The sequence below is a fragment of the Streptomyces venezuelae genome (genome assembly GCF_008642315.1).
Taxonomy (GTDB): Bacteria; Actinomycetota; Actinomycetes; order Streptomycetales; family Streptomycetaceae; genus Streptomyces; species Streptomyces venezuelae_D.
Window position 1 is genome coordinate 2,189,156 of record NZ_CP029192.1, and the last position, 21,783, is coordinate 2,210,938.

General features: G+C 74.3%; 2 protein-coding genes. Both read left to right on the forward strand.

What is annotated here, in order from left to right; translation table 11 throughout:
* Positions 1 to 90: 90 nt before the first annotated feature.
* Positions 91 to 17,580, forward strand: coding sequence for a non-ribosomal peptide synthase/polyketide synthase (locus DEJ48_RS09175; RefSeq protein WP_150215686.1), 17,490 nt, complete (start codon positions 91 to 93; stop codon positions 17,578 to 17,580).
* The gene (locus DEJ48_RS09180) at positions 17,577 to 21,752 is read left to right on the forward strand and encodes an AMP-binding protein (RefSeq protein ID WP_150215687.1); all 4,176 of its coding nucleotides are present in this window, start codon (positions 17,577 to 17,579) and stop codon (positions 21,750 to 21,752) included. Before DEJ48_RS09175 ends, DEJ48_RS09180 begins: the two co-directional genes overlap by 4 nt.
* Positions 21,753 to 21,783 lie beyond the last annotated feature (31 nt).

Sequence of the window (21,783 nt, forward strand, 5' to 3'; positions counted from 1 at the left end):
CCGGGGGGCCAGAGGCGAAAGATCTTCACCTGCCCCCGTTATCCGTGGGGGATTCACAAGGTGTTCGAGGGTACGCATTCCGCTGGTCACATGTTGTCGGCGGCGCAGCAGCGCGTCTGGTTCGCTCAGGAACTGGCTCCGAACAGCCTCCTGTACAACATCAACGGCTATGTGGAGCTTCACGGGCCGTTGGACCGGGAGCAGTTCGAGAAGGCGCTGCGGCAGGCCACCGACGAGGCCGATGCCCTTCACGTCACCTTCGGCGAGACGGGCGGCGAACCCTGGCAGGCCGTGCGCGCCGAGCGCGACTGGCCCCTGCCCTTCGTGGACGTGTCCGCCGAGGACGACCCGCACGCGGCCGCCCTCGCGGTGATGCAGGAGGACCTCGACCGGCCCTTCGACCTGCGCGAGGGCCCGCTCTTCGTGCACATGCTGTTCCGTCTCGCCCCGGACCGCCACTACTGGTACACCCGCGTCCACCACATCGTCTGCGATGCCTTCGGGTTCAGTCTTCTCGTGCAGCGCGTCGCCGACTGCTACACGGAACGCGTGTCGGAAGAGGGCGGCGACGCCGTAACCCCCACCCCGTTCTCCTCCCTTGCCGAGTTCACCGACGAACACGTGACCTACGCGGAGAGCGAGCGGAGCGAACGGGACCGTGCCTACTGGCTCGACCGCTTCGGCGACGACTCCGAGCTCCTCAACCTCCCCGACCGAGCCACCGGCCTGTGGGGCGAGTCCCCGCGGTACGAAAGCCGCCTGGAGCCCGAGTACTTCGACGGGATCAAGCGTCTCGCCCGGCAGGCCCGGTCCACCTGGCAGGTCACCCTGACCGCCGCCGCCACCGCGTATCTGCGCCACTTCACCCGCACCGACGACGTCGTGCTCGGCTTCCCCGTCACCGGGCGGCTCACCCCGGTCACCAAGACGACGCCCGGCATGACCTCGAACGTGCTGCCACTGCGCGTGGCCGTCGACCCGGCGCTCACCTTCACCGAACTGCAGCGCGCCGTCGGCCAGGAGATGCGCGGCCTCCTGCGCCACCAGCGCTACCGCGGCGAGGACCTGCGCAAGGACCTGGGCCTCGGCGGCTTCTCCCGCCGGATGTTCGGTCCTTCCATCAACTTCCTGCCGCTGGAGGAAGGGCTGCGGTTCGGCCCGTGCACGGGCGCGGCGCACGGCATGCCCAGCGGTCCCGTCGACGACATGGTCATCGTCTTCGAGGGCGGCACCGGCGACAACGGCATCGGTGTGCGCATCGCGGGCAACACAGCCGCGTACGGCGAGCAGGACATCGCCGACCACGGGCGCCGCTTCGTCGCCTATCTGCGGGCGCTGACCGCGGAGCCCGACCGGCCCATCGGCACCGTCGACGTCATGGACCCGCAGGAACGCCACCGGGTCCTCACCGAGTGGAACGGCACCGCGTCGGACCTCGACGCGGGCACGCTCCCCGCGTGGTTCGAGGCCCGCGCCCACCGCACGCCCGACGCGGTGGCGGTCGTGTACGAGGACACCACGCTCACCTACCGCGAGCTCAACACCTGGGCCAACCGGCTCGCCCACCGGCTGATCGCGCGCGGCGCCGGTCCTGAGAGCCTGGTCGGCCTGGTCCTGCCCCGCTCCGTCGAGCTGGTCGTCGCCGTGCTCGCCGTCCTCAAGAGCGGCGCCGGGTATCTCCCCGTCGACCCGGACGCCCCGGCGGCCCGCCGCGCGACCGTCCTCGACGAGGCGCGGCCGGTGTTCGTCCTGGACGGCACCGACGCCGTGCACGACCTCGGGGACGGGCCCGCGCACGACCCCGCGGACGCCGACCGCTCCGCCCCGCTGAGCGCCGACCACCCCGCGTACGTCATCTTCACGTCGGGATCGACGGGCCGGCCCAAGGGCGTCGTCGTCACCCACCGCAACGTCACCCGGCTGTTCTCCGCCACCGAGGAGCAGTACGGCTTCGGGGCCGACGACGTGTGGACGCTGTTCCACTCGTACGCCTTCGACTTCTCGGTGTGGGAGCTGTGGGGCGCCCTGCTGTACGGCGGGCGGCTCGTCGTGGTGCCGCACGCGGTGTCCCGCTCCCCCGAAGCGTTCCTCGACCTCCTCGCCGAGCAGCGCGTCACCGTCCTCAACCAGACCCCGTCGGCGTTCTACCAGCTCATCCAGGCCGACCAGCGCCGCCCCGGCACCGAACTCGCCCTGCGCCACGTCGTGTTCGGCGGCGAGGCGCTGGTGCCGGGGCGGCTCGCCGACTGGTACGAGCGGCACGCCGACGACGCCCCGACGCTCGTCAACATGTACGGCATCACCGAGACGACCGTGCACGTCACCCAGCAGGCCCTGACCCGCGAGAGCGCGGCCGCCGACAGCGGGAGCACCGTCGGCCCCGCCCTGCCCGACCTGCGCGCCTACGTCCTGGACGACCGGCTCCGCCCGGCGCCGCCCGGCGCCGTCGGAGAGCTGTACGTGGCGGGCGCCGGTCTGGCCCGCGGCTATCTGGGCCGCGCGGGCCTGACCGCCGAACGCTTCGTCGCCTGCCCCTTCGGCGGGCCCGGCGAGCGCATGTACCGCACCGGGGACCTGGCCCGCTGGACGGCCGCAGGACTGCTCTCCTACGAGGGCCGCGCCGACCAGCAGGTGAAGATCCGCGGCTTCCGCATCGAGCTCGGCGAGATCGAGGCGGTGCTCGACCGGCACCCGGGGGTGGCCGAGGTCGCGGTCGTCGTCCGCGAGGACCGACCCGGCGACAAGCGGCTCGTGGCCTACGCGGTGCCGCGCGGCACCGGCCCCGACGCCGCCGCGCTGCGGGCGTACGCGAGCGAGGCGCTGCCCTCGTACATGGTCCCGGCGGCCGTGGTGGTCCTGGACGCGCTGCCGTTGACGGTCAACGGCAAGCTGGACCGGCGCGCCCTGCCCGCGCCCCGGTTCGACGGCGGCAGCGGCCGGGCGCCGCGCGACGCCCGCGAGGAGACCCTGTGCCGGCTGTTCGCCGAGGTCCTCGGCGTCGAACAGGTCGGCATCGACGACAACTTCTTCGACCTGGGCGGCCACTCGCTGCTGGCGACCCGGCTCGCCGTCCGCGTGCGGGCCGAACTCGGCGCCGAGATGCAGCTGGTCAAGCTCTTCGGGTCGCCGACCGTCGCCGGTCTCGCCGGCAGCCTCGGCGAATCGGCGCCCGCGCGCCCCGCCCTGACGCGGCGTGAGCGGCCCGAGGTGCTACCGCTCTCCTTCGCCCAGCAGCGGCTGTGGTTCCTGCGCAGGGCCGGCGGCGTCGGCTCCACGTACAACATGCCGCTCGCGCTGCGGCTGCGCGGCGACCTCGACCGGGATGCGCTGCGGGCCGCGCTCGACGACGTCGTGGGCCGCCACGAGTCGCTGCGCACCGTCTTCCCCGAAGCCGACGGCGAGGCCCGCCAGTCGGTCCTCGACGCGTGGCGCACGGAACTGCCGGTGACCGAGGCCGACGAGCGGGAGCTGCCCGCTCTGCTGGCGGCGGCCGCGCGCGCCGACTTCGACCTGGCGCGGGAGATACCGGTGCGGGCCGCGCTGTTCGCCCTCGGCCCGCGCACGCACGTCCTCCTCCTCGTCCTGCACCACATCGCGGGCGACGAGTGGTCCATGGCGCCGCTCGCCCGCGACCTCGGCGAGGCCTATGCGGCACGCCTCGACGGGACCGCCCCGGCATGGGAGCCGCTGCCCGTCCAGTACGCCGACTACGCCCTGTGGCAGCGCGAACTCCTCGGCGACAGTGCCGATCTCGGCAGCCAGGCCCGGCGCCAGCTCGACTTCTGGCGCACGGCGCTCGCCGGTCTCCCCGAGGAGCTGGCGCTGCCCGTCGACCGCCCGCGCCCGGCGACCCCCGGGCAGGAGGGCGGGGCCCTGCCCATCACCGTCGAAGCCGGACTGCACCGCTCGCTCGGCGCGCTAGCGGCGGCGCGCGGCGCGACCCTGCACATGGTGCTCCAGGCCGGTCTCGCCGCGCTCCTCAGCCGGCTCGGCGCCGGTACGGACATCCCCGTCGGCAGCCCGGTTGCGGGCCGCACCGACGAGGCGCTCGACGATCTCGTCGGTTTCTTCGTCAACACCCTCGTCCTGCGCACCGACACCTCGGGCAACCCCGGGTTCGACGAGCTCGTGGACCGGGTGCGCGCCGCCGACCTGGCCGCCTACGCCCATCAGGACCTCCCCTTCGAGCGGCTCGTCGAGGAGCTCAACCCGGCGCGGGTCGCGGGCCGTCAGCCCTTGGTGCAGGTCCTGCTCGCCCTGCAGAACACCCCGGCGTCCGCGATGACGCTGCCGGGCCTCTCCGTGGACCACCACGGCGTCCACCCGGGCGGCTCCAAGTTCGACCTGTCCCTGAGCCTGACCGACACCCGGGACGCCGAAGGGGCCCCCGCCGGACTGCTGGGCTTCGTCGAGTTCAGCACCGACCTGTTCGACACCGCCACGGTCGAGCGGCTGATGGCACGGTTCGTACGGCTCCTGTCGGCCGTCGCGGACGCCCCGGAGTCGCGCATCGGCGACCTGGACCTGCTGACCGAGGCCGAGCACGCCCGGCTGACCTCCGGCGCCCCCCGCGCCGACCTCACGGACCGCACCATTCCGGAGCTGTTCGAGGAGCGGGCCGCCCTCGCCCCCGACGCGCCCGCCGTCGTCTTCGAGGACGTCACGTTCGAGAACGGCGCGTTCCGGGACGTCACGCTCTCCTACGCCGAACTGAACGCGCGCGCCAACCGGTTGGCCCGGCTGCTGGTCCGGCGCGGCGTCGGCCCCGAGGACACCGTCGCGCTCATGCTGGGACGCTCCGCCGAGCTGCCGGTCGCCGTGCTCGCCGTGCTCAAGGCGGGCGCCGCCTACCTGCCGGTCGACCCCGCCTACCCGGCGGACCGCATCGCGTACATGCTGGGCGACGCCGCGCCCGCGCTCACGCTCACCACGGGCGACCTCGCCGCCGCGCTGCCGCCCGGCACCGCCCACCTCGACCCGGCCACCGCGGACGTCTCCGGGTACGCCGACGACGACCTCACCGACGCCGACCGCCGCGCCCCGCTGCACCGCACCCACCCGGCGTACGTCATCTACACCTCGGGTTCCACGGGGCGCCCCAAGGGCGTCGTCGTCCCGCACACCGGCGTGCCCGGGCTGCTCGCCACCGCCACGACGTGGCGGCTCGGCCCCGGCGACCGGGTGCTGCAGTTCGCCTCGTTCAGCTTCGACGCGGCGTTCTGGGAACTGTCCATGGCGCTGCTCTCCGGCGCCACGCTGGTGCTCGCCCCCGCGGACCGGCTGCGGCCGGGCGCCCCGCTGGTCGAGCTGGCCGCGCGGCAGGGGATCACGCACACCCTGCTGCCGCCGTCGGCGCTCGACGTGCTCGCGCCGGACGACCTGCCGTCGGTGCGCACGCTGCTCGTGGGCGGCGAGGCGTCCTCCGGTGAGCTGGTGGCCCGCTGGTCGCCGGACCGGACGATGCTCAACGCGTACGGTCCCACCGAGATCACGGTGTGCGCCACGCTGAGCGGCCCGCTGTCCGGCACCGCGCGGCCCGCCATCGGCTCCCCCGTCCCGAACATGCGCGCCTACGTCCTCGACGCCTGGCTGCGCCCGGTCCCCGCGGGTGTCGCGGGAGAGCTCTGCCTCGCGGGCGACGGTGTCGCGCGCGGCTACCTGGGCCGCCCCGGCCTGACCGCCGAGCGGTTCGTCGCCTGCCCTTTCGGGGCGCCCGGCGAGCGCATGTACCGCACCGGCGACCTCGTCCGCCGGAACGCCGACGGCGAGCTCGAATACCTCGGCCGCGCCGACGACCAGGTCAAGATCCGCGGGCTGCGCGTGGAGCTCGGCGAGATCGAGTCCGCGCTGGCCGCCGCGCCCGCCGTCGCCCAGTCGACGGTGGTGGTACGGGAGGACCGGCCGGGCGACAAGCGCCTGGTCGGGTACGTGGTCCCGGCCGACCCGGCGCGGGGCGTCGACCACGACGGGCTGCGCGCCCAGGTCGCCGCGTCGCTGCCCGAGTACATGGTCCCGGCCGCCCTGGTGACGCTGGACGCGCTGCCGCTCACCCCGAACGGCAAGCTCGACCGGCGCGCCCTGCCCGCCCCGGACTTCGGCACGACGGCCGCCGGGCGCGCCCCGCGCACGCCGCGCGAGGAGGCGCTGTGCGGCCTGTTCGCCGAGGTGCTCGGCGTCGACCGGGTCGGTGTCGACGACAGCTTCTTCGACCTGGGCGGCCACTCGCTGCTCGCCACCCGCCTGGTCAGCCGTATCCGCACGGTCCTCGGCGTGGAACTCCCCCTGGCCGCCCTGTTCGAGGCCCCCACCGTCGCCGGGCTCGCCGCCCTGGTCGCGGAGGAGCAGGCGGACGACGCGCGCCCCGCGCTCGTACGCCGCACCTCGCGTCCCGAGTCGGTGCCGCTGTCGTTCGCGCAACGACGCCTGTGGTTCCTCAACCGCCTCGAAAGCGCCGGGGCGCTCTACAACATGCCCGTGGTCCTGCGCCTGCGCGGCACCCTCGACCACGACGCCCTGCACGCCGCCCTCAACGACGTCGTAGGACGCCACGAATCCCTGCGCACCGTCTTCCCCGAGAACGACGGCGAAGCCCACCAGGTCGTCCTCGACACCTGGAACGTGCCCCTGCCCATCACCGAGACCGACGAGCACGAACTCCCCGACCTGCTGAAGGAAGCGGCGCGGGACGGCTTCGACCTCGACCGTGAACTACCGGTCCGCGCCGCCCTGTTCCGGCTCGGCGAGACAGAGCACGTCCTCGCGCTGCTGCTGCACCACATCGCGGGCGACGGCTGGTCGATGGGCCCGCTGGCCCAGGACCTCGGCACCGCGTACGCGGCCCGCCTCGACGGCACCGCACCGGCATGGGAGCCACTGCCCGTCCAGTACGCGGACTACGCGCTCTGGCAGCGCGAACTCCTCGGCGACGAGGACGAGCCGGGCACCCTCGCCCACACGCAGCTCGACCACTGGCGGCACGCCCTCGCCGGGCTCCCCGAGGAGCTCGACCTGCCCACCGACCGGCCCCGCCCGGCCGTCACCACCCACGCGGGCGGCCGTGTGGACGTCGCTTGGGACGCCGAACTCCACGCCTCCATCGCCGAGTTCGCGCGTGAGTCCTCCTCGTCGGTGTTCATGGTCGTGCAGGCCGCGCTCGCCGCACTCCTCAACCGCCTCGGCGCGGGCGACGACATCCCCATCGGCAGCCCCATCGCCGGACGCACCGACGAAGCCCTCGACCACCTCATCGGCTTCTTCACCAACACCCTCGTCCTGCGCACCGACGTCTCCGGACAGCCCACCTTCCGCGACCTCCTCGACCGCGTACGCACCACCAACCTCGACGCGTACGCCCACCAAGACGTCCCCTTCGAACGCCTCGTCGAACTCCTCAACCCCACCCGCTCCCGCGCCCGACACCCCCTCTTCCAAGTCCTGCTGGCCCTCCAGAACACCCCGGAAGCCGACCTCGAACTCCCCGGACTGACCTTCGCGGTCGAGCCCGCGGACGCCGGCGTCGCCAAGTTCGACCTCTCGTTCAACGTCAGGGAGCACCACGGCGACCGGGGCCCCGGCGGCATCGCGGGAACCCTGGAGTACAACGGCGACCTGTTCGACCACGGCACCGCCGCCGCGCTCGCCACCCGCCTCGAACGTGTCCTGCGCGCCCTCCTCGCCGACCCGGACGCTCCTGTCAGCCGGGCCGACGTGCTCGACGAGGACGAGCGCCGACGCGTGCTCACCGAGTGGAACGACACCTCCGGCGAGGTCCGCGCCACCACCCTGCCCGAGCTGTTCGAGGCGCAGGCCGCCCGCACCCCCGACGCCGTCGCGGTCGCCCACGGCACCGAGCGGTTGACGTACGCGGAGCTCGACGCCCTCGCGGACGGCGTGGCCCGGCGGGTGACCGAGCACGGCGCGTGCCCCGAGGACCTGGTGGCCATCGCCCTGCCGCCGTCGCCGCTGCTGCTCGCCGCCCTGCTCGGCGCCGCCAAGGCGGGCGCCGCGTACCTGCCGGTCGACACCGGCTATCCGGCGGACCGCATCGCGTACATGCTGGACGACGCCGCGCCCGCTCTGCTCCTCACCACCGAGGAGACGGTCCGGGACCGCGCCGAACTCGGCGCTGTGGCCCCGCTGTTCGTGGACACGATCGCCCCCGTCTCCGACGGTCCTGGTGACGCGCGGCGGGCCTCCGGCCCGCTGCTGCCGCACCACCCGGCGTACGTGATCTACACCTCCGGCTCCACCGGCACCCCGAAGGGTGTCGTCGTCGAACAGCGCAACCTCGTCGACTACTTGGAGTGGGCGGGCGCGAGCTATCCGAGCGCGGGCGGCTCCGCGCTGCTGCACTCGTCGGTGTCCTTCGACATGACGGTGACCGCGCTGCTCACGCCGCTCACGGTCGGCGGTCGCGTCACCGTGGGCAGCCTCGACGACGCCGGACTGCCCGACACCGCACCGACCCTCCTGAAGGCCACCCCCAGCCACCTGCCGATCCTGGAGGCCCTGCCCCAGCACGCCTCCCCGACCGGCGACCTGCTGCTCGCGGGCGAGGCGCTGACCGCAGGGGCGCTGGACACCTGGCGCGCCGCGCACCCGACGGTCGCCGTACGCAATGTGTACGGGCCGACGGAGACGACCGTCAGCTGTGCCGAGCGCCGTGTCGCGCCGGGCGAGGAGCTCCCCTCCGGCCCGCTGCCGATCGGGCGCCCGCTCGCCAACACCCGTTTCTACGTGCTCGGTTCTGGCCTGCGTCCGGTTCCGGCCGGGGTGCCGGGTGAGCTGTACGTCGCGGGCGACGGTGTCGCGCGCGGCTACCTGGGCCGCCCCGGCCTGACCGCCGAGCGGTTCGTCGCCTGCCCCTTCGGGGCACCCGGCGAGCGCATGTACCGCACCGGCGACCTCGTCCGCTGGAACACCGACGGTGAACTCGAATACCTCGGACGCGCCGACGACCAGGTCAAGGTCCGCGGCTTCCGCATCGAACCCGGCGAGATCGCCGCCGTACTCGACCGGCACCCGTCGGTCGCCCGTGCGGCCGTGGTGGTCCGTGAGGACCGCGACGGGGACAAGCGCCTCGTGGCGTACGCCGTCCCGGCCGATCCGGGCGATCTCGTGCGTGGCGTCGACCAGGGCGAGGTGCGGGCGCACGTCGCCGCCTCACTGCCCGAGTACATGGTCCCGGCCGCGGTCGTCACCCTCGATGCCCTGCCGCTCACCCCGAACGGCAAGCTCGACCGGCGCGCCCTGCCCGCGCCCGACTACGCCGCCGTCACCGCGGGCAAGGGCTCGCGCGCGCCGCGCACCCCGCGCGAGGAGGTCCTGTGCGGCCTGTTCGCCGAGGTACTCGGCGTCGACCGGGTCGGCATCGACGACAGCTTCTTCGACCTGGGCGGGCACTCCCTGCTCGCCACCCGCCTGGTCAGCCGTATCCGCACGGCCCTGGGCGTCGAACTCCCCCTGACCGCGCTCTTCGACGCGCCGACCGTCGCGGGCCTCGCCGGACTCTCCGGTGCGGACGACGCGCGCCTCGCGCTCGTACGCCACACCTCGCGTCCCGAGTCGGTGCCACTGTCGTTCGCGCAACGACGGCTGTGGTTCCTCAACCGCCTCGAAAGCGCCGGGGCGCTCTACAACATGCCCGTCGTGCTGCGCCTGCGCGGCACCCTCGACCACGAGGCCCTGCACGCCGCCCTCAACGACGTCGTAGGCCGCCACGAATCCCTGCGCACCGTCTTCCCCGAGATCGACGGCGAAGCCCACCAGGTCGTCCTCGACACCTGGAACGTGCCCCTGCCCGTCACCGAGACCGACGAGCACGAACTCCCCGACCTGCTCATGGAAACGGCTCGGGAGGGCTTCGACCTCTCCTCCGGACTTCCGTTGCGCGCCCGGGTGTTCAAGGTCACCGACGGCGAGCACGTGCTCATCGTCTCGCTGCACCACATCGCGGGCGACGGCTGGTCCATGGCACCGTTCGCCCAGGACCTCGGCGCCGCGTACGCGGCGCGCCTCGACGGCACCGCACCGACATGGGAGCCACTGCCCGTCCAGTACGCCGACTACGCGCTGTGGCAGCGCGAACTCCTCGGCGACGAAGACGAGCCGGGCACCCTCGCCCGCACCCAGCTCGACCACTGGCAGCACGCCCTCGCCGGGCTCCCCGACGAACTCGACCTGCCCACCGACCGGCCCCGCCCGGCTGTGGCGAGTCACCGGGGCGGCATGGCACCGTTCGGCTGGGACGCCGAACTGCACGCACGCATAGCTGAGTTCGCGCGTGAGTCGTCCTCGTCGGTGTTCATGGTCGTGCAGGCCGCGCTCGCCGCACTCCTCAACCGCCTCGGCGCCGGCGACGACATCCCCATCGGCAGCCCCATCGCCGGACGCACCGACGAAGCCCTCGACGACCTCATCGGCTTCTTCACCAACACCCTGGTGCTGCGTACCGACGTCTCCGGACAGCCCACCTTCCGCGACCTCGTCACCCGCGTACGCACCACCAACCTCGACGCGTACGCCCACCAGGACGTCCCCTTCGAGCGGCTCGTCGAGCTCCTCAACCCCACCCGCTCCCGTGCCCGACACCCCCTCTTCCAGGTGATGCTGGTCCTCCAGAACACCCCCGGGGTCGACCTCGAACTGCCCGGGCTCTCCATCGCGGCCGAGCCCGGGGCGACCGACGTCGCCAAGTTCGACCTGGTGTTCAGCGTGCGGGAGCCGGACGGTGCCGGTGCGGGCGCCGACGGCGTCCTGGAGTTCAACCGCGATCTGTTCGACGCCGACACCGCGGCCGGTCTCGCGCGCCGCCTGGAGCGGCTGCTCCGCGCGGCCGTCGCCGCCCCCGACCTGCCGGTCAGCCGGATCGACGTCCTCGACGACGACGAGCGGCACCGGGTCCTCACCGGGTGGAACACCGCCTCGTCCGAGGTCGGCGCCGCGACCCTGCCGGAACTGTTCGAGGCGCAGGTCGCCCGCACGCCCGACGCGACCGCCGTCCTGCACGACGGCGCGGCCCTCGGATACGCCGAGCTCAACGCCCGCGCCAACCGGCTCGCGCGCCTGCTCGTCGGCCACGGGGTGGGTCCCGACTCGGTGGTGGCCCTGGCCCTGCCGCGCTCGGCCGACCTCGTGCTCGCCGCCCTCGCCGTGGTGAAGGCGGGCGCCGCCTACCTGAACGTCGACCCGGACTACCCGGCCGAGCGCGCCGCCTACATGTGCGCCGACGCCGCGCCCGTCGGGCTGCTGACGGTGGGCGACGCCGGGGGCCGGGTGCCGTCGTCCGTCCCGCGCTGGCGGCTCGACGATCCGGCCCTCGCCGACGCGACCGCCGCCCTGTCCGGCGCCGACCTGACGGACGCGGACCGTGTGTCCCCGTTGCGGGTCGGGCACCCCGCGTACGTCGTGTACACCTCGGGTTCCACCGGCACCCCGAAGGGCGTGCAGGTCACCCACCGGGGCCTGGCGAGCCTCGCGCTCTCCCACCAGGAGGCGCTGGGCGTGGACGGGGCTTCCCGGGTGCTGCAGTTCGCCTCGCTCAGCTTCGACGCCTCCGCCGGTGAGCTGGTCATGACGCTGCTGGCCGGCGCGACCCTCGTGGTGCCACGTCCGGAACAGGTCGTCGGGGACGCCGTGGTGCGGCTCATCGCCGACACCGGCGTCACGCACGCCATGCTGCCGCCCGCGTTCGTCGCCACCCTCGACCCGGCGGCCGTGCCCACCCTGCGCGGGCTGATCACCGGCGGCGAGGCGTGTCCGCCGGAGGTGACCGCCCGCTGGTCGTCGGGCCGGACGATGCTCAACGCGTACGGACCGACCGAGTCGACCGTGTGCGCCACGCTCAGCAGCCCGCTGACGGGCGCCGTCTCCGCCCCGATCGGCCGCCCGGTCACGGGCACCCGCGCCTATGTGCTCGGCGCGGGCCTGCGCCCGGTCCCGGCCGGGGTGACGGGTGAGCTCTATCTCGCGGGCGACGGTGTCGCGCGCGGCTACCTCGGACGGCCGGACCTGACCGCCGAACGCTTCGTGGCGTGTCCCTTCGGGGCGCCCGGCGAGCGCATGTACCGCACCGGCGACCTCGTCCGCTGGAACACCGACGGCGAGCTCGAATACCTCGGACGCGCCGACGACCAGGTCAAGGTCCGCGGCTTCCGCATCGAACCCGGCGAGATCGCCGCCGTACTCGACCGGCACCCGTCGGTGTCCCACTCCGCCGTCGTCGTCCGCGAGGACCGCCCCGGCGACAAGCGTCTCGTCGCGTACGCCGTACCGGCCGACCCGGCGCGCGGTGTCGATCCCGCCCTGCTGCGGGCGCACGTCGCCGCGTCGCTGCCCGACTACATGGTCCCGGCCGCCGTCGTCGCCCTGGACGCGATCCCCCTCTCCCCCACCGGCAAGGTGCACCGCGACGCGCTGCCCGTGCCGGAGTACGGCGGTCCGGCCGCCGGACGCGCGCCGCGCACCCCGCGCGAGGAGGTCCTGTGCGGCCTGTTCGCCGAGGTGCTCGGCGTCGACCGGGTCGGCATCGACGACAGCTTCTTCGACCTCGGCGGCCACTCCCTGCTCGCCACCCGTCTCGCCGCCCGCATCCGCACCGCCCTCGGCGTCGAACTCCCCCTGGCCGCGCTCTTCGAGACGCCGACCGTCGCCGGGCTCGCCGCCGCGGCCACGGACCCGGGCTCCGCGCGCCCGGCCCTGGAGCCGCGGGAGAGGCCCGCGCCGCTCCCGCTCTCCTTCGCCCAGCACCGGCTGTGGATGCTCGGCCAGCTGCACGACGCCGACGCCCTCTACAACATGCCGGTGGTCCTGCGCCTGACGGGCGCCGTCGACACCGGCGCCCTGGAGGCCGCGCTCGGCGACGTCGTCACCCGGCACGAGTCGCTGCGCACCGTCTTCCCCGCCCGTGACGGCCAGGTCGAGCAGCGCGTCCTGGCGGCCGCCGACGCCGCCTTCGCCCTGTCCCTCGTACGGACCGACGAGGACGCGCTGCCGGATCTGCTGAAGAAGGCCGCGAGCGACGGCTTCGACCTCTCCCGCGAACTGCCGCTGCGCGCTTCGCTGTTCACGCTCGACGCGACCGATCACGTGCTGCTGATCTCGCTGCACCACGTCGCGGGCGACGGCTGGTCGATGGGCCCGCTGGCCCAGGACCTCGGCACCGCGTACGCGGCCCGCCTCGACGGCACCGCCCCGGCATGGGAGCCACTGCCCGTCCAGTACGCCGACTACGCGCTCTGGCAGCGCGAACTCCTCGGCGACGAGAAGGACCCGGCGTCCCTGGCGCACCGGCAGCTCGACCACTGGCACCGCGCCCTCGCCGGGCTCCCCGAGGAGCTCGACCTGCCCACCGACCGGCCCCGCCCCGGCGAGTCCAGCCACGTGGGCGGTCGCGTCTCCATGGCCTGGGACGCCGAACTCCACGCACGGGTCACGGAGTTCGCGCGTGAGTCGTCCTCGTCGGTGTTCATGGTCGTGCAGGCCGCGCTCGCCGCACTTCTCAACCGCCTCGGCGCCGGCGACGACATCCCCATCGGCAGCCCCATCGCCGGACGCACCGACGAAGCCCTCGACCACCTCATCGGCTTCTTCACCAACACCCTCGTCCTGCGCACCGACGTCTCCGGACAGCCCACCTTCCGCGACCTCCTCGACCGCGTACGCACCACCAACCTCGACGCGTACGCCCACCAAGACGTCCCCTTCGAACGCCTCGTCGAACTCCTCAACCCCACCCGCTCCCGCGCCCGACACCCCCTCTTCCAAGTCCTGCTGGCCCTCCAGAACACCCCGGAAGCCGACCTCGAACTTCCCGGAGTGCGGATCGGCGCGGAGCCCGTGGACATCGGCGTCGCCAAGTTCGACCTGTCGCTGAGCCTTCAGGAGCGCACGGACGAGCGCGGCGCCGCCTCCGGCATCCGCGGCATGCTCGAGTACAGCGCCGACCTGTTCGACCACGAGAGCGCCGAGCTGATCGCCGCCCGGCTCGGCCGGCTCCTGCGCGCGGCCCTCGCCGCCCCGGACCTGCCGGTCGACCGGATCGACATCCTCGACGCCGACGAACGGCACCGGGTCCTCACCGAGTGGAACGCCACCGAGGTCGCCGTGGCCGGGCTCGACTCGACGGTGCACGGCACCTTCGAACGGCTCGCCCGCAGCCGCCCCGACGCCGTCGCCGTCACCCTCGGGGACCGGCACCTCACCTACGCCGACCTCGACCGGCGGGCCAACGGGCTCGCGCACCGGCTGACCGGTCTCGGCGTGCGCCCCGACGACCGCGTCGCCGTCCTGATGGAACGGTCCCCGGAGCTCGTGGTCGCCCTGCTCGGCATCCTCAAGGCGGGCGCCGCGTACGCGCCGCTGCACGAGAGCTACCCGGACGAGCGCATGCGGGAGGTCCTCGCGGGCTCCGGCGCGCGCGTCCTCGTCACCGACCGCGCCTGGCGCGAGCGGGGCCTGCCCGGGAACGCGGCCGAAGTCGTCCTCGCCGAGGAGGCCGAAGCGGTCGCCGAGGCACCGGTGGCGGCGGCCGGGCCCGAGGGCCTCGCCTACGTCATGCACACCTCCGGGTCGACCGGGAAGCCCAAGGGCATCGCGATCACCCACCGCTCCCTGCTGGAGCTCGCCCTCGACCCGGCCTGGGCCGACGGCGGCCACCACGAGCAAGTCCTGATGCACGCCCCGTACGCCTTCGACATCTCCGACTACGAGCTGTGGGTGCCGCTGCTCGCGGGCGGTCGTGTCGTACTGGCCCCGCCCGGGGAGCCGGACGTCGCCGAGCTCAAGCGGCTCATCGTCGCCGAGGGCATCACCGGCGTGCACTTCACGGCCGGGCTCTTCCGGGTCGTCGCGGACGACCTCGGCGACGCGCTCGGCGGCGTCAAGGAGATCCTCACGGGCGGCGACGTCGTCTCGGTCGCCGCCGTCGAGAGCGTGCTGCGGGCCGCGCCGCACGTCGTGGTGCGCCACCTGTACGGGCCGACCGAGATCACGCTCTGCGCCACCACGCACCTGGTGGGATCCGCCGACGAACTCGGCGACCGGCTGCCGATCGGCCGCCCGATGGCCAACACCCGTACGTACGTGCTCGACGCGGCGCTCGCGCCGGTCCCGGCCGGCTGCGTCGGCGAGCTGTACATCGCGGGCGCGGGCCTGGCGCGCGGCTACCTCGACAAGGCGGCGCTGACCGGCGAGCGGTTCGTCGCCGACCCGTACGGTCCCGCGGGCTCCCGCATGTACCGCACCGGCGACCTGGCGCGCTGGCGGCACGACGGCATGTTGGAGTTCGTGGGCCGCGCCGACGACCAGGTCAAGGTGCGCGGCTTCCGCATCGAGCCGGGCGAGATCGAGGCGACGCTGACCCGGCACGCCTCGGTCGCGCAGAGCGCCGTCGTGGTCCGCGAGGACCGGCCGGGCGACAAGCGGCTCGTCGCCTACGCGATCCCGGCCGACGCGGCGCGCGGGGTGGACCCGGCGCAGCTGCGGGCCCACGTCGCCGAGTCGCTGCCCGACTACATGGTCCCGGCCGCGGTCGTCGCGCTCGACGAGCTGCCGCTGACCGCCAACGGCAAGCTGGACCGGGCGAAGCTGCCCGCGCCGGTGTTCCGGTCGAGCGCGGGCACCGCGCCGCGCACCGAGCGCGAGCAGATCGTGTGCCGGCTGGTCGGCGAGGTCCTCGGCGTCGACGAGGTCGGCGTCGACGACAACTTCTTCGAGCTCGGCGGCGACAGCATCGGCTCCATCCAGCTCGCGAGCCGGGCCCGCGCGGCCGGCCTCGAACTCGCCCCGAAGGACGTGTTCCAGGCCCGCACGCTGGCTCAACTCGCCGCGGCTGCGGGCACGGTCACCGCGGCGCGGGACGTCCCGGCCGACGACGGCACCGGCGACATCCCGCTCACGCCGGTCGTCCACGACCTGCTGGCGCGGGGTGGCACGCTGGACGGACTGCAGCAGTCCGCGCTGCTTCAGGTGCCGGCGGCCCTCACCGAGACGGGCCTGGCGTCGGCGCTGCAGGCCCTCGTGGACCACCACGACATGCTGCGACTCGACGTCTCGGATGCCGAGGGCAGTCCGCGGATGCGCGTACGACCCGTCGGCTCGGTCTCCGCGGCCGACTGTCTGCGCCGTGTCGACCTGACCGGCATGGACGAGGCATCGGCACGCTCCCTGCTCGCCAAGGAGGCGACCGCCGCGGGCGAGCGGCTCTCCCCCGCCGACGGCGTGATGTTCCAGGCGGTCTGGTTCGACGCGGGCGACGCGGCCTCCGGGCGCCTGCTCCTCGCCCTCCACCACCTCGCCGTGGACGGTGTGTCCTGGCGGATCCTGATGCACGACCTCGGCGCGGCGTGGCGCGACGTCGCGGCGGGCCGCACCCCGCGCCCGGAACCGGTCGGCACGTCCTTCCGCCGCTGGGCGACCCTGCTCACGGAGGAGGCGGCCGCGCCGTCCCGTGCCGCCGAACTGGCGTACTGGACCGGGCTGCACGACCGGCCCGAGCAGCCGTTCGGCGGGCGGGCCCTCGACCCGGCCCGGGACACCACCGCCACCGCGCGGACCCTGGCGGTGTCGCTGCCCGCGCCGGTCACCGAGGCGGTCCTCTCGCGGGTGCCCGCGGCCTTCAACGCGGGCGTCAACGACGTCCTCCTCACCGCACTGGCCCTGGCGACCCTGTCCGGCCGCGGCAGGCCGCAGGGCGAGCCGGTGCTCGTCGAGGTCGAGGGCCACGGCCGCCACGAGGAGCTGGCCGCCGGGCTCGACCTGTCCCGCACGGTGGGCTGGTTCACCGATGTCCACCCGGTACGGATCGACCCGGGCGAGGTGGACTGGGACGACCTGTGGCGGGCCGGACCTGCCGTCGGGGACGTGCTCAAGCGCGCCAAGGAGCAGCTGCGCGCCGTGCCGGACCACGGCATCGGCCACGGCCTGCTGCGCTACCTCAACGCGGACACGGCGGCCGGTCTCGCCGCGCTCCCGACCCCGCAGATCGGCTTCAACTACCTGGGCCGCTTCGACGGCCCGGGGCGCGCGGCCGACTGGGGCCTGGCGCCCGAGGCGGCGGGCGACGCGGACGGTGCGGGGATGCCGCCGGGCGCGATGCCGCTGCGCACGGCGCTCACCGTCAACGCGGTGGCCCGCGCGACCGCGGACGGCGCGGAGCTCCGCGCGGTGTGGACCTGGGCGGACGCCCTCTTGACGGAATCCGAGGTCACCGCGATGGCGGACGCCTGGATCCGGACGCTGACCGTGCTGGCCCGCCATGTGGAGCAGGGCGGCGCGGGCGGCGCGACGGCATCCGACTTCGACCTGGTGACGCTCGACCAGAGCGAGATCGAGGGATTCGAGGACGAGTTCGGCGGGGCGGACGGGTTCGACGAGGCCGGCACGGGCGACGGGTTCGGCTCGGCGGACGGGTTCGACGGATTCGGCGCACCCGACGACTTCGACGACTTCGACGGATTCGACGACACCAACTCGACCGACGGATTCGGCTCGGCCGACGGGCCCGGCAACGTCGGCTCACCCGCCGGGGACACCGGCACCTTCACGGACGGCCGCACGGTCGAGGACGGGGAACAGCGATGACGCGCGCCAAGGCACGCATCGAGGACGTGCTGCCGCTGACGGCGTTGCAGGAGGGCTTCCTGTTCCACGCGCAGTACGACGAGGGCGGCGCCGACGTCTACCACCTGCAGTTCGTCTTCGATCTGCGCGGTGACCTGGACGCCGGGGCGCTGCGCCGCGCCGCCGACGGGCTGCTCGCCCGGCACGGCAACCTGCGCGGCGCGTTCCGGGAGCGCAGGGGCGGCGAGCCCGTCCAGGTCGTACCGGACCGGGTGCGGATGCCCTGGCGGCTCCTCGACCTCGCGCCGGTGGCCCCCGGCGAACGGCGGGAGCGGCTCGACGCGGCCCTCGCCGAGGACCGGGCGACCCGCTTCGACCTGCGCAGGCCACCGCTGGTCCGCTGTCTGCTCGTACGGCTCGCCCCTGGCTCGTACCGGTTCGTGATGACCAGCCACCACATCCTGCTCGACGGCTGGTCGGTGCCGCTGATGCTGCACGAGCTGTTCACGATGTACGCGCACGACGGCGGCGACCACACCCTGCCGTCGCCCCGTCCCTACCGCGACTACCTGCGCTGGCTGGCGGACCGTGACCGCGCCGACGCCGTGGCCGCCTGGCGGCGCCACCTGGACGGGCTGGGCGGGCCGACGCTGCTCGGTCCGGCCGGTGCGGGCCGCGAGACCGTCGTCCCCGAGGAGACGGAGACGACGCTGGGCGCGGAGCTCACCGCGGACCTCGCCGAGCTCGCCCGAAGCCGCGGACTCACCCTGAACTCCGTGGTGCAGGGCGCCTGGTCGCTCGTGCTCGCCGCCCTCACCGGGACGGACGACGTCGTGTTCGGCGCCACCGTCTCCGGCCGCCCCGCCGACCTGCCCGGCGTCGAGTCGATGATCGGCCTGTTCGCCAACACGCTCCCGGTACGGCTGCGGGTGGACCCCGCCGAGCCCGTGACGGCGATGATGGCGCGGCTCCAGGGCGAACGGGCAGCGCTCGCGGCCCACGAGTACCTCGGCCTCGGCGAGATCCAGCAGCTCGCGGGCGCGGGCGGCTCCGGCGGCCCCGGCGGCGAACTCTTCGACACGCTCTACGTGTTCGAGAACTACCCGGCACCCGCGGGCGACGGTCCCCCCGCCTACCGCGGCCTGGAGATCGCCGGTACGGAGGGCAGCGGCGCCGCCCACTACCCCCTGACCCTGACCGTGCTTCCGGGCGAGGCGATCCGGCTGCGCCTGACCTACCGGCCCGACCTGTTCACCGAGGAGACGGTGCTGGGCTGGGCGGACCGGCTGCGCCGGGTGCTGCGTGCCGTGGCCGCCGACCCTGAGCTGCCGGCCGCCCGCGTGGACGTCCTCGCCCCGGACGAGCGGCGGCGCGTGCTCACCGAGTGGAACGACACCGCGGCCGAGCCCCTGGAGCGCTGCTGGCCCGCCCTGTTCGAGGAGCAGGCGGCCCGCACCCCGGATGCCTCGGCGCTCTGGCAGGAGGACGGCACCGGCCTCACGTACGCGGAGCTGAACACCGAAGCCAACCGGCTGGCCCGCGCCCTGGTGGCGCGCGGCGTGGGCCCGGAGAGCGTCGTCGCGCTCGCCGTGCCGCGCTCGCCCCGCCTGGTGGTCGCGCTGCTCGCCGTCCAGAAGGCGGGCGCCGCCTACCTGCCGGTGGACCTCGGCCACCCCGTCGACCGGGTCGCGGCCGTCCTCGCGGGCGCCCGCCCCGCGGCGGTCCTCACCACCCGCGAGGGCGGCGCGCGACTCCCCGAGGGGACGGCCGCGCTCCACCTGGACGACGCGGAGTTCCGCGCGGAGATCGACGGGTACGCGGACCGCGACCTGACCGACAGGGAACGGGTCTCCCCGCTGCGGCCCGACCACCCGGCGTACACCATCTTCACCTCGGGCTCGACCGGTACGCCCAAGGGCGTGGTCGTCCCGCACCGCAGCCTCCTCAACTTCCTGACGGCGATGGGCGAGCGGTTCCCGCTCGGCACCGCCGACCGGATGCTGGCGGTGACCACGGTCGCCTTCGACATCCACGCCGTGGAGCTGCTGCTGCCGCTGCTGCACGGCGCGAGCGTCGTGGTGGCCGACCGGGCCGCCGTGGTCGACCCGGCCGCCCTCGCGGAGCTGATCGGCGCCGGCGGAGCGACGATCATGCAGGCCACGCCGACGCTGTGGCACGCGCTGCTCACCGAGCGGCCCGCCGCGGCGGAAGGGCTGCGCATGCTGGTCGGCGGCGAGGCGCTGCCGCCGGACGTCGCGGACCGCATGGTGCGCACCGGCGCGGAGGTCACCAACCTCTACGGTCCGACGGAGACGACGGTGTGGTCCACGGCGGCGACACTCTCCCCCGGCACCGGAACCCGTACCGGCACCGATACCGACTCCGACACCCGTACCGACACCGACACCGACACCGACACCGGCACCAGCACCGACGCGGGCATCACCCCACCCGCCGCCCCCTCCATCGGCCGCCCCATCCGCAACACCCGCGCCTACGTCCTCGACGGCGCCCTGCGCCCGGTGCCGCCCGGCGTCCCCGGCGAGCTGTACCTCGCCGGAGAGGGCCTGGTCCGCGGCTACTTGGCGCAGCCCGGCCTCACCGCGGGCCGCTTCGTCGCCGATCCGCACGGCCCCGCGGGCGCGCGCATGTACCGGACGGGCGACGTGGCCCGCTGGACCCGCGACGGCGAGTTGGAGTACCTCAGCCGCACCGACCACCAGGTGAAGATCCGCGGCTACCGGATCGAGCTGGGCGACATCGAGGCGGCCCTGACCCGGCACGCCTCGGTCGCGCGGAGCGTCGCCGCGGTCTTCGAGGACCGGCCCGGCGGCCACGGCGTGAAGCGCCTCGTCGCGTACGCCGTGCCCGCAGACCCGGCCCGGGGCGTCGACGCCGAGGAGCTGCGCGCGTACGTGCGCGGCCAGTTGCCCGACTACATGGTCCCCGCCACCGTCGTCACGCTGCCGGAACTCCCGCTCACCCCGAACGGCAAGGTGGACCGCAAGGCCCTGCCCGCGCCCGACGCCACGGTCGTGCGCGGCACCGTGGGGCGCGCCCCGCGCAACGCCCGCGAGACGGCGCTGTGCGAGCTGTTCGCCGATGTGCTCGGGGTGGCCCGGGTCGGCATCGACGACGACTTCTTCGAACTCGGCGGGCACTCCCTGCTCGCCACCCGCCTGGTGAACCGCATCCGCACCGAGCTAGGCACCGCCGCGTCGATCCGCAGCGTCTTCGAGGCCCCGACCGTCGCCGCCCTCGCCGAGCGACTGCCCGGCGACGACGGCGCGGACGGCACGACGGTCCGCGACGGCACGCCCGGCGCGGAAGGCGAGGACGACCCGTTCGCCCCCGTGCTGCGCCTGCGCAAGGGCCGAAGCCCCGAAACCGGTGACGGAGCCCCCTCCCCGTACTTCCTGATCCACCCCGTCGTCGGCATCGGCTGGTGCTACACCGGTTTCATCACCCGGCTCGGCCCGGACGCCACCGTGTACGCCCTGCAGGCGCGCGGTCTGCACCCCGCCGACGCCTGCGCGGACGACCTGCCCGCGATGGCCGCGGAGTACGCGGCCCGGATCCGCGCGGTGCAGCCGGAAGGCCCGTACCGGCTCGTCGGCTGGTCGTTCGGCGGCCTGGTCGCGCACGCGATCGCCACCAGGCTGCAGAGCGAGGGCGCGGAGGTGGAGCTGCTCGCGCTCCTGGACTCCTACCCCTCGGCGTGGGAGACCCCGCAGGCGGCGGACGACGAAGGCGATCTCCTGCAGGAGATCCTCGGCGTACTGGCGGCCGCGGCCGCACCCGCCGCCGCACCCGCGACCACGGGGGGCACGGAAGCGAGCGGCGGCCCCCGCGGCCCGCTGACGACCGCCGGCGTCGCCGCCCTGCTCCGCGAGCACGACAGCCCGCTGGCCGGGCTCGGCGAGGACGGCATCGAGGGCCTGCACCGCGTCGCCGCCAACAACCGCCGGATCGCGGGTGAGTTCGTGCCAGACGTCTTCCGCGGGGACGTGCTGGCGTTCCGCTCCGGGCAGGCGGGCGACGCGCACCCCCACGCCGTCAAGGCGTGGGACGCCCACGTGACGGGTGAGATCCACGAACTCGAAGTGGACTGCACCCACCTGGGGATGACCACGCCTGCGGCCCTGGACGTGATCGCCCCGGTCATCGCCGCCCGTACCCGCCCCACCAACTGACGTAGTAATCACCACACTTCACGGCAACAAG

Bases quoted from the DNA above. Each gene is read 5' to 3' on its own strand.
- DEJ48_RS09180 (WP_150215687.1), top strand. From the start codon at position 17,577: ATGACGCGCGCCAAGGCACGCATCGAGGACGTGCTGCCGCTGACGGCG.
- DEJ48_RS09175 (WP_150215686.1), top strand. From the start codon at position 91: ATGTTGTCGGCGGCGCAGCAGCGCGTCTGGTTCGCTCAGGAACTGGCT.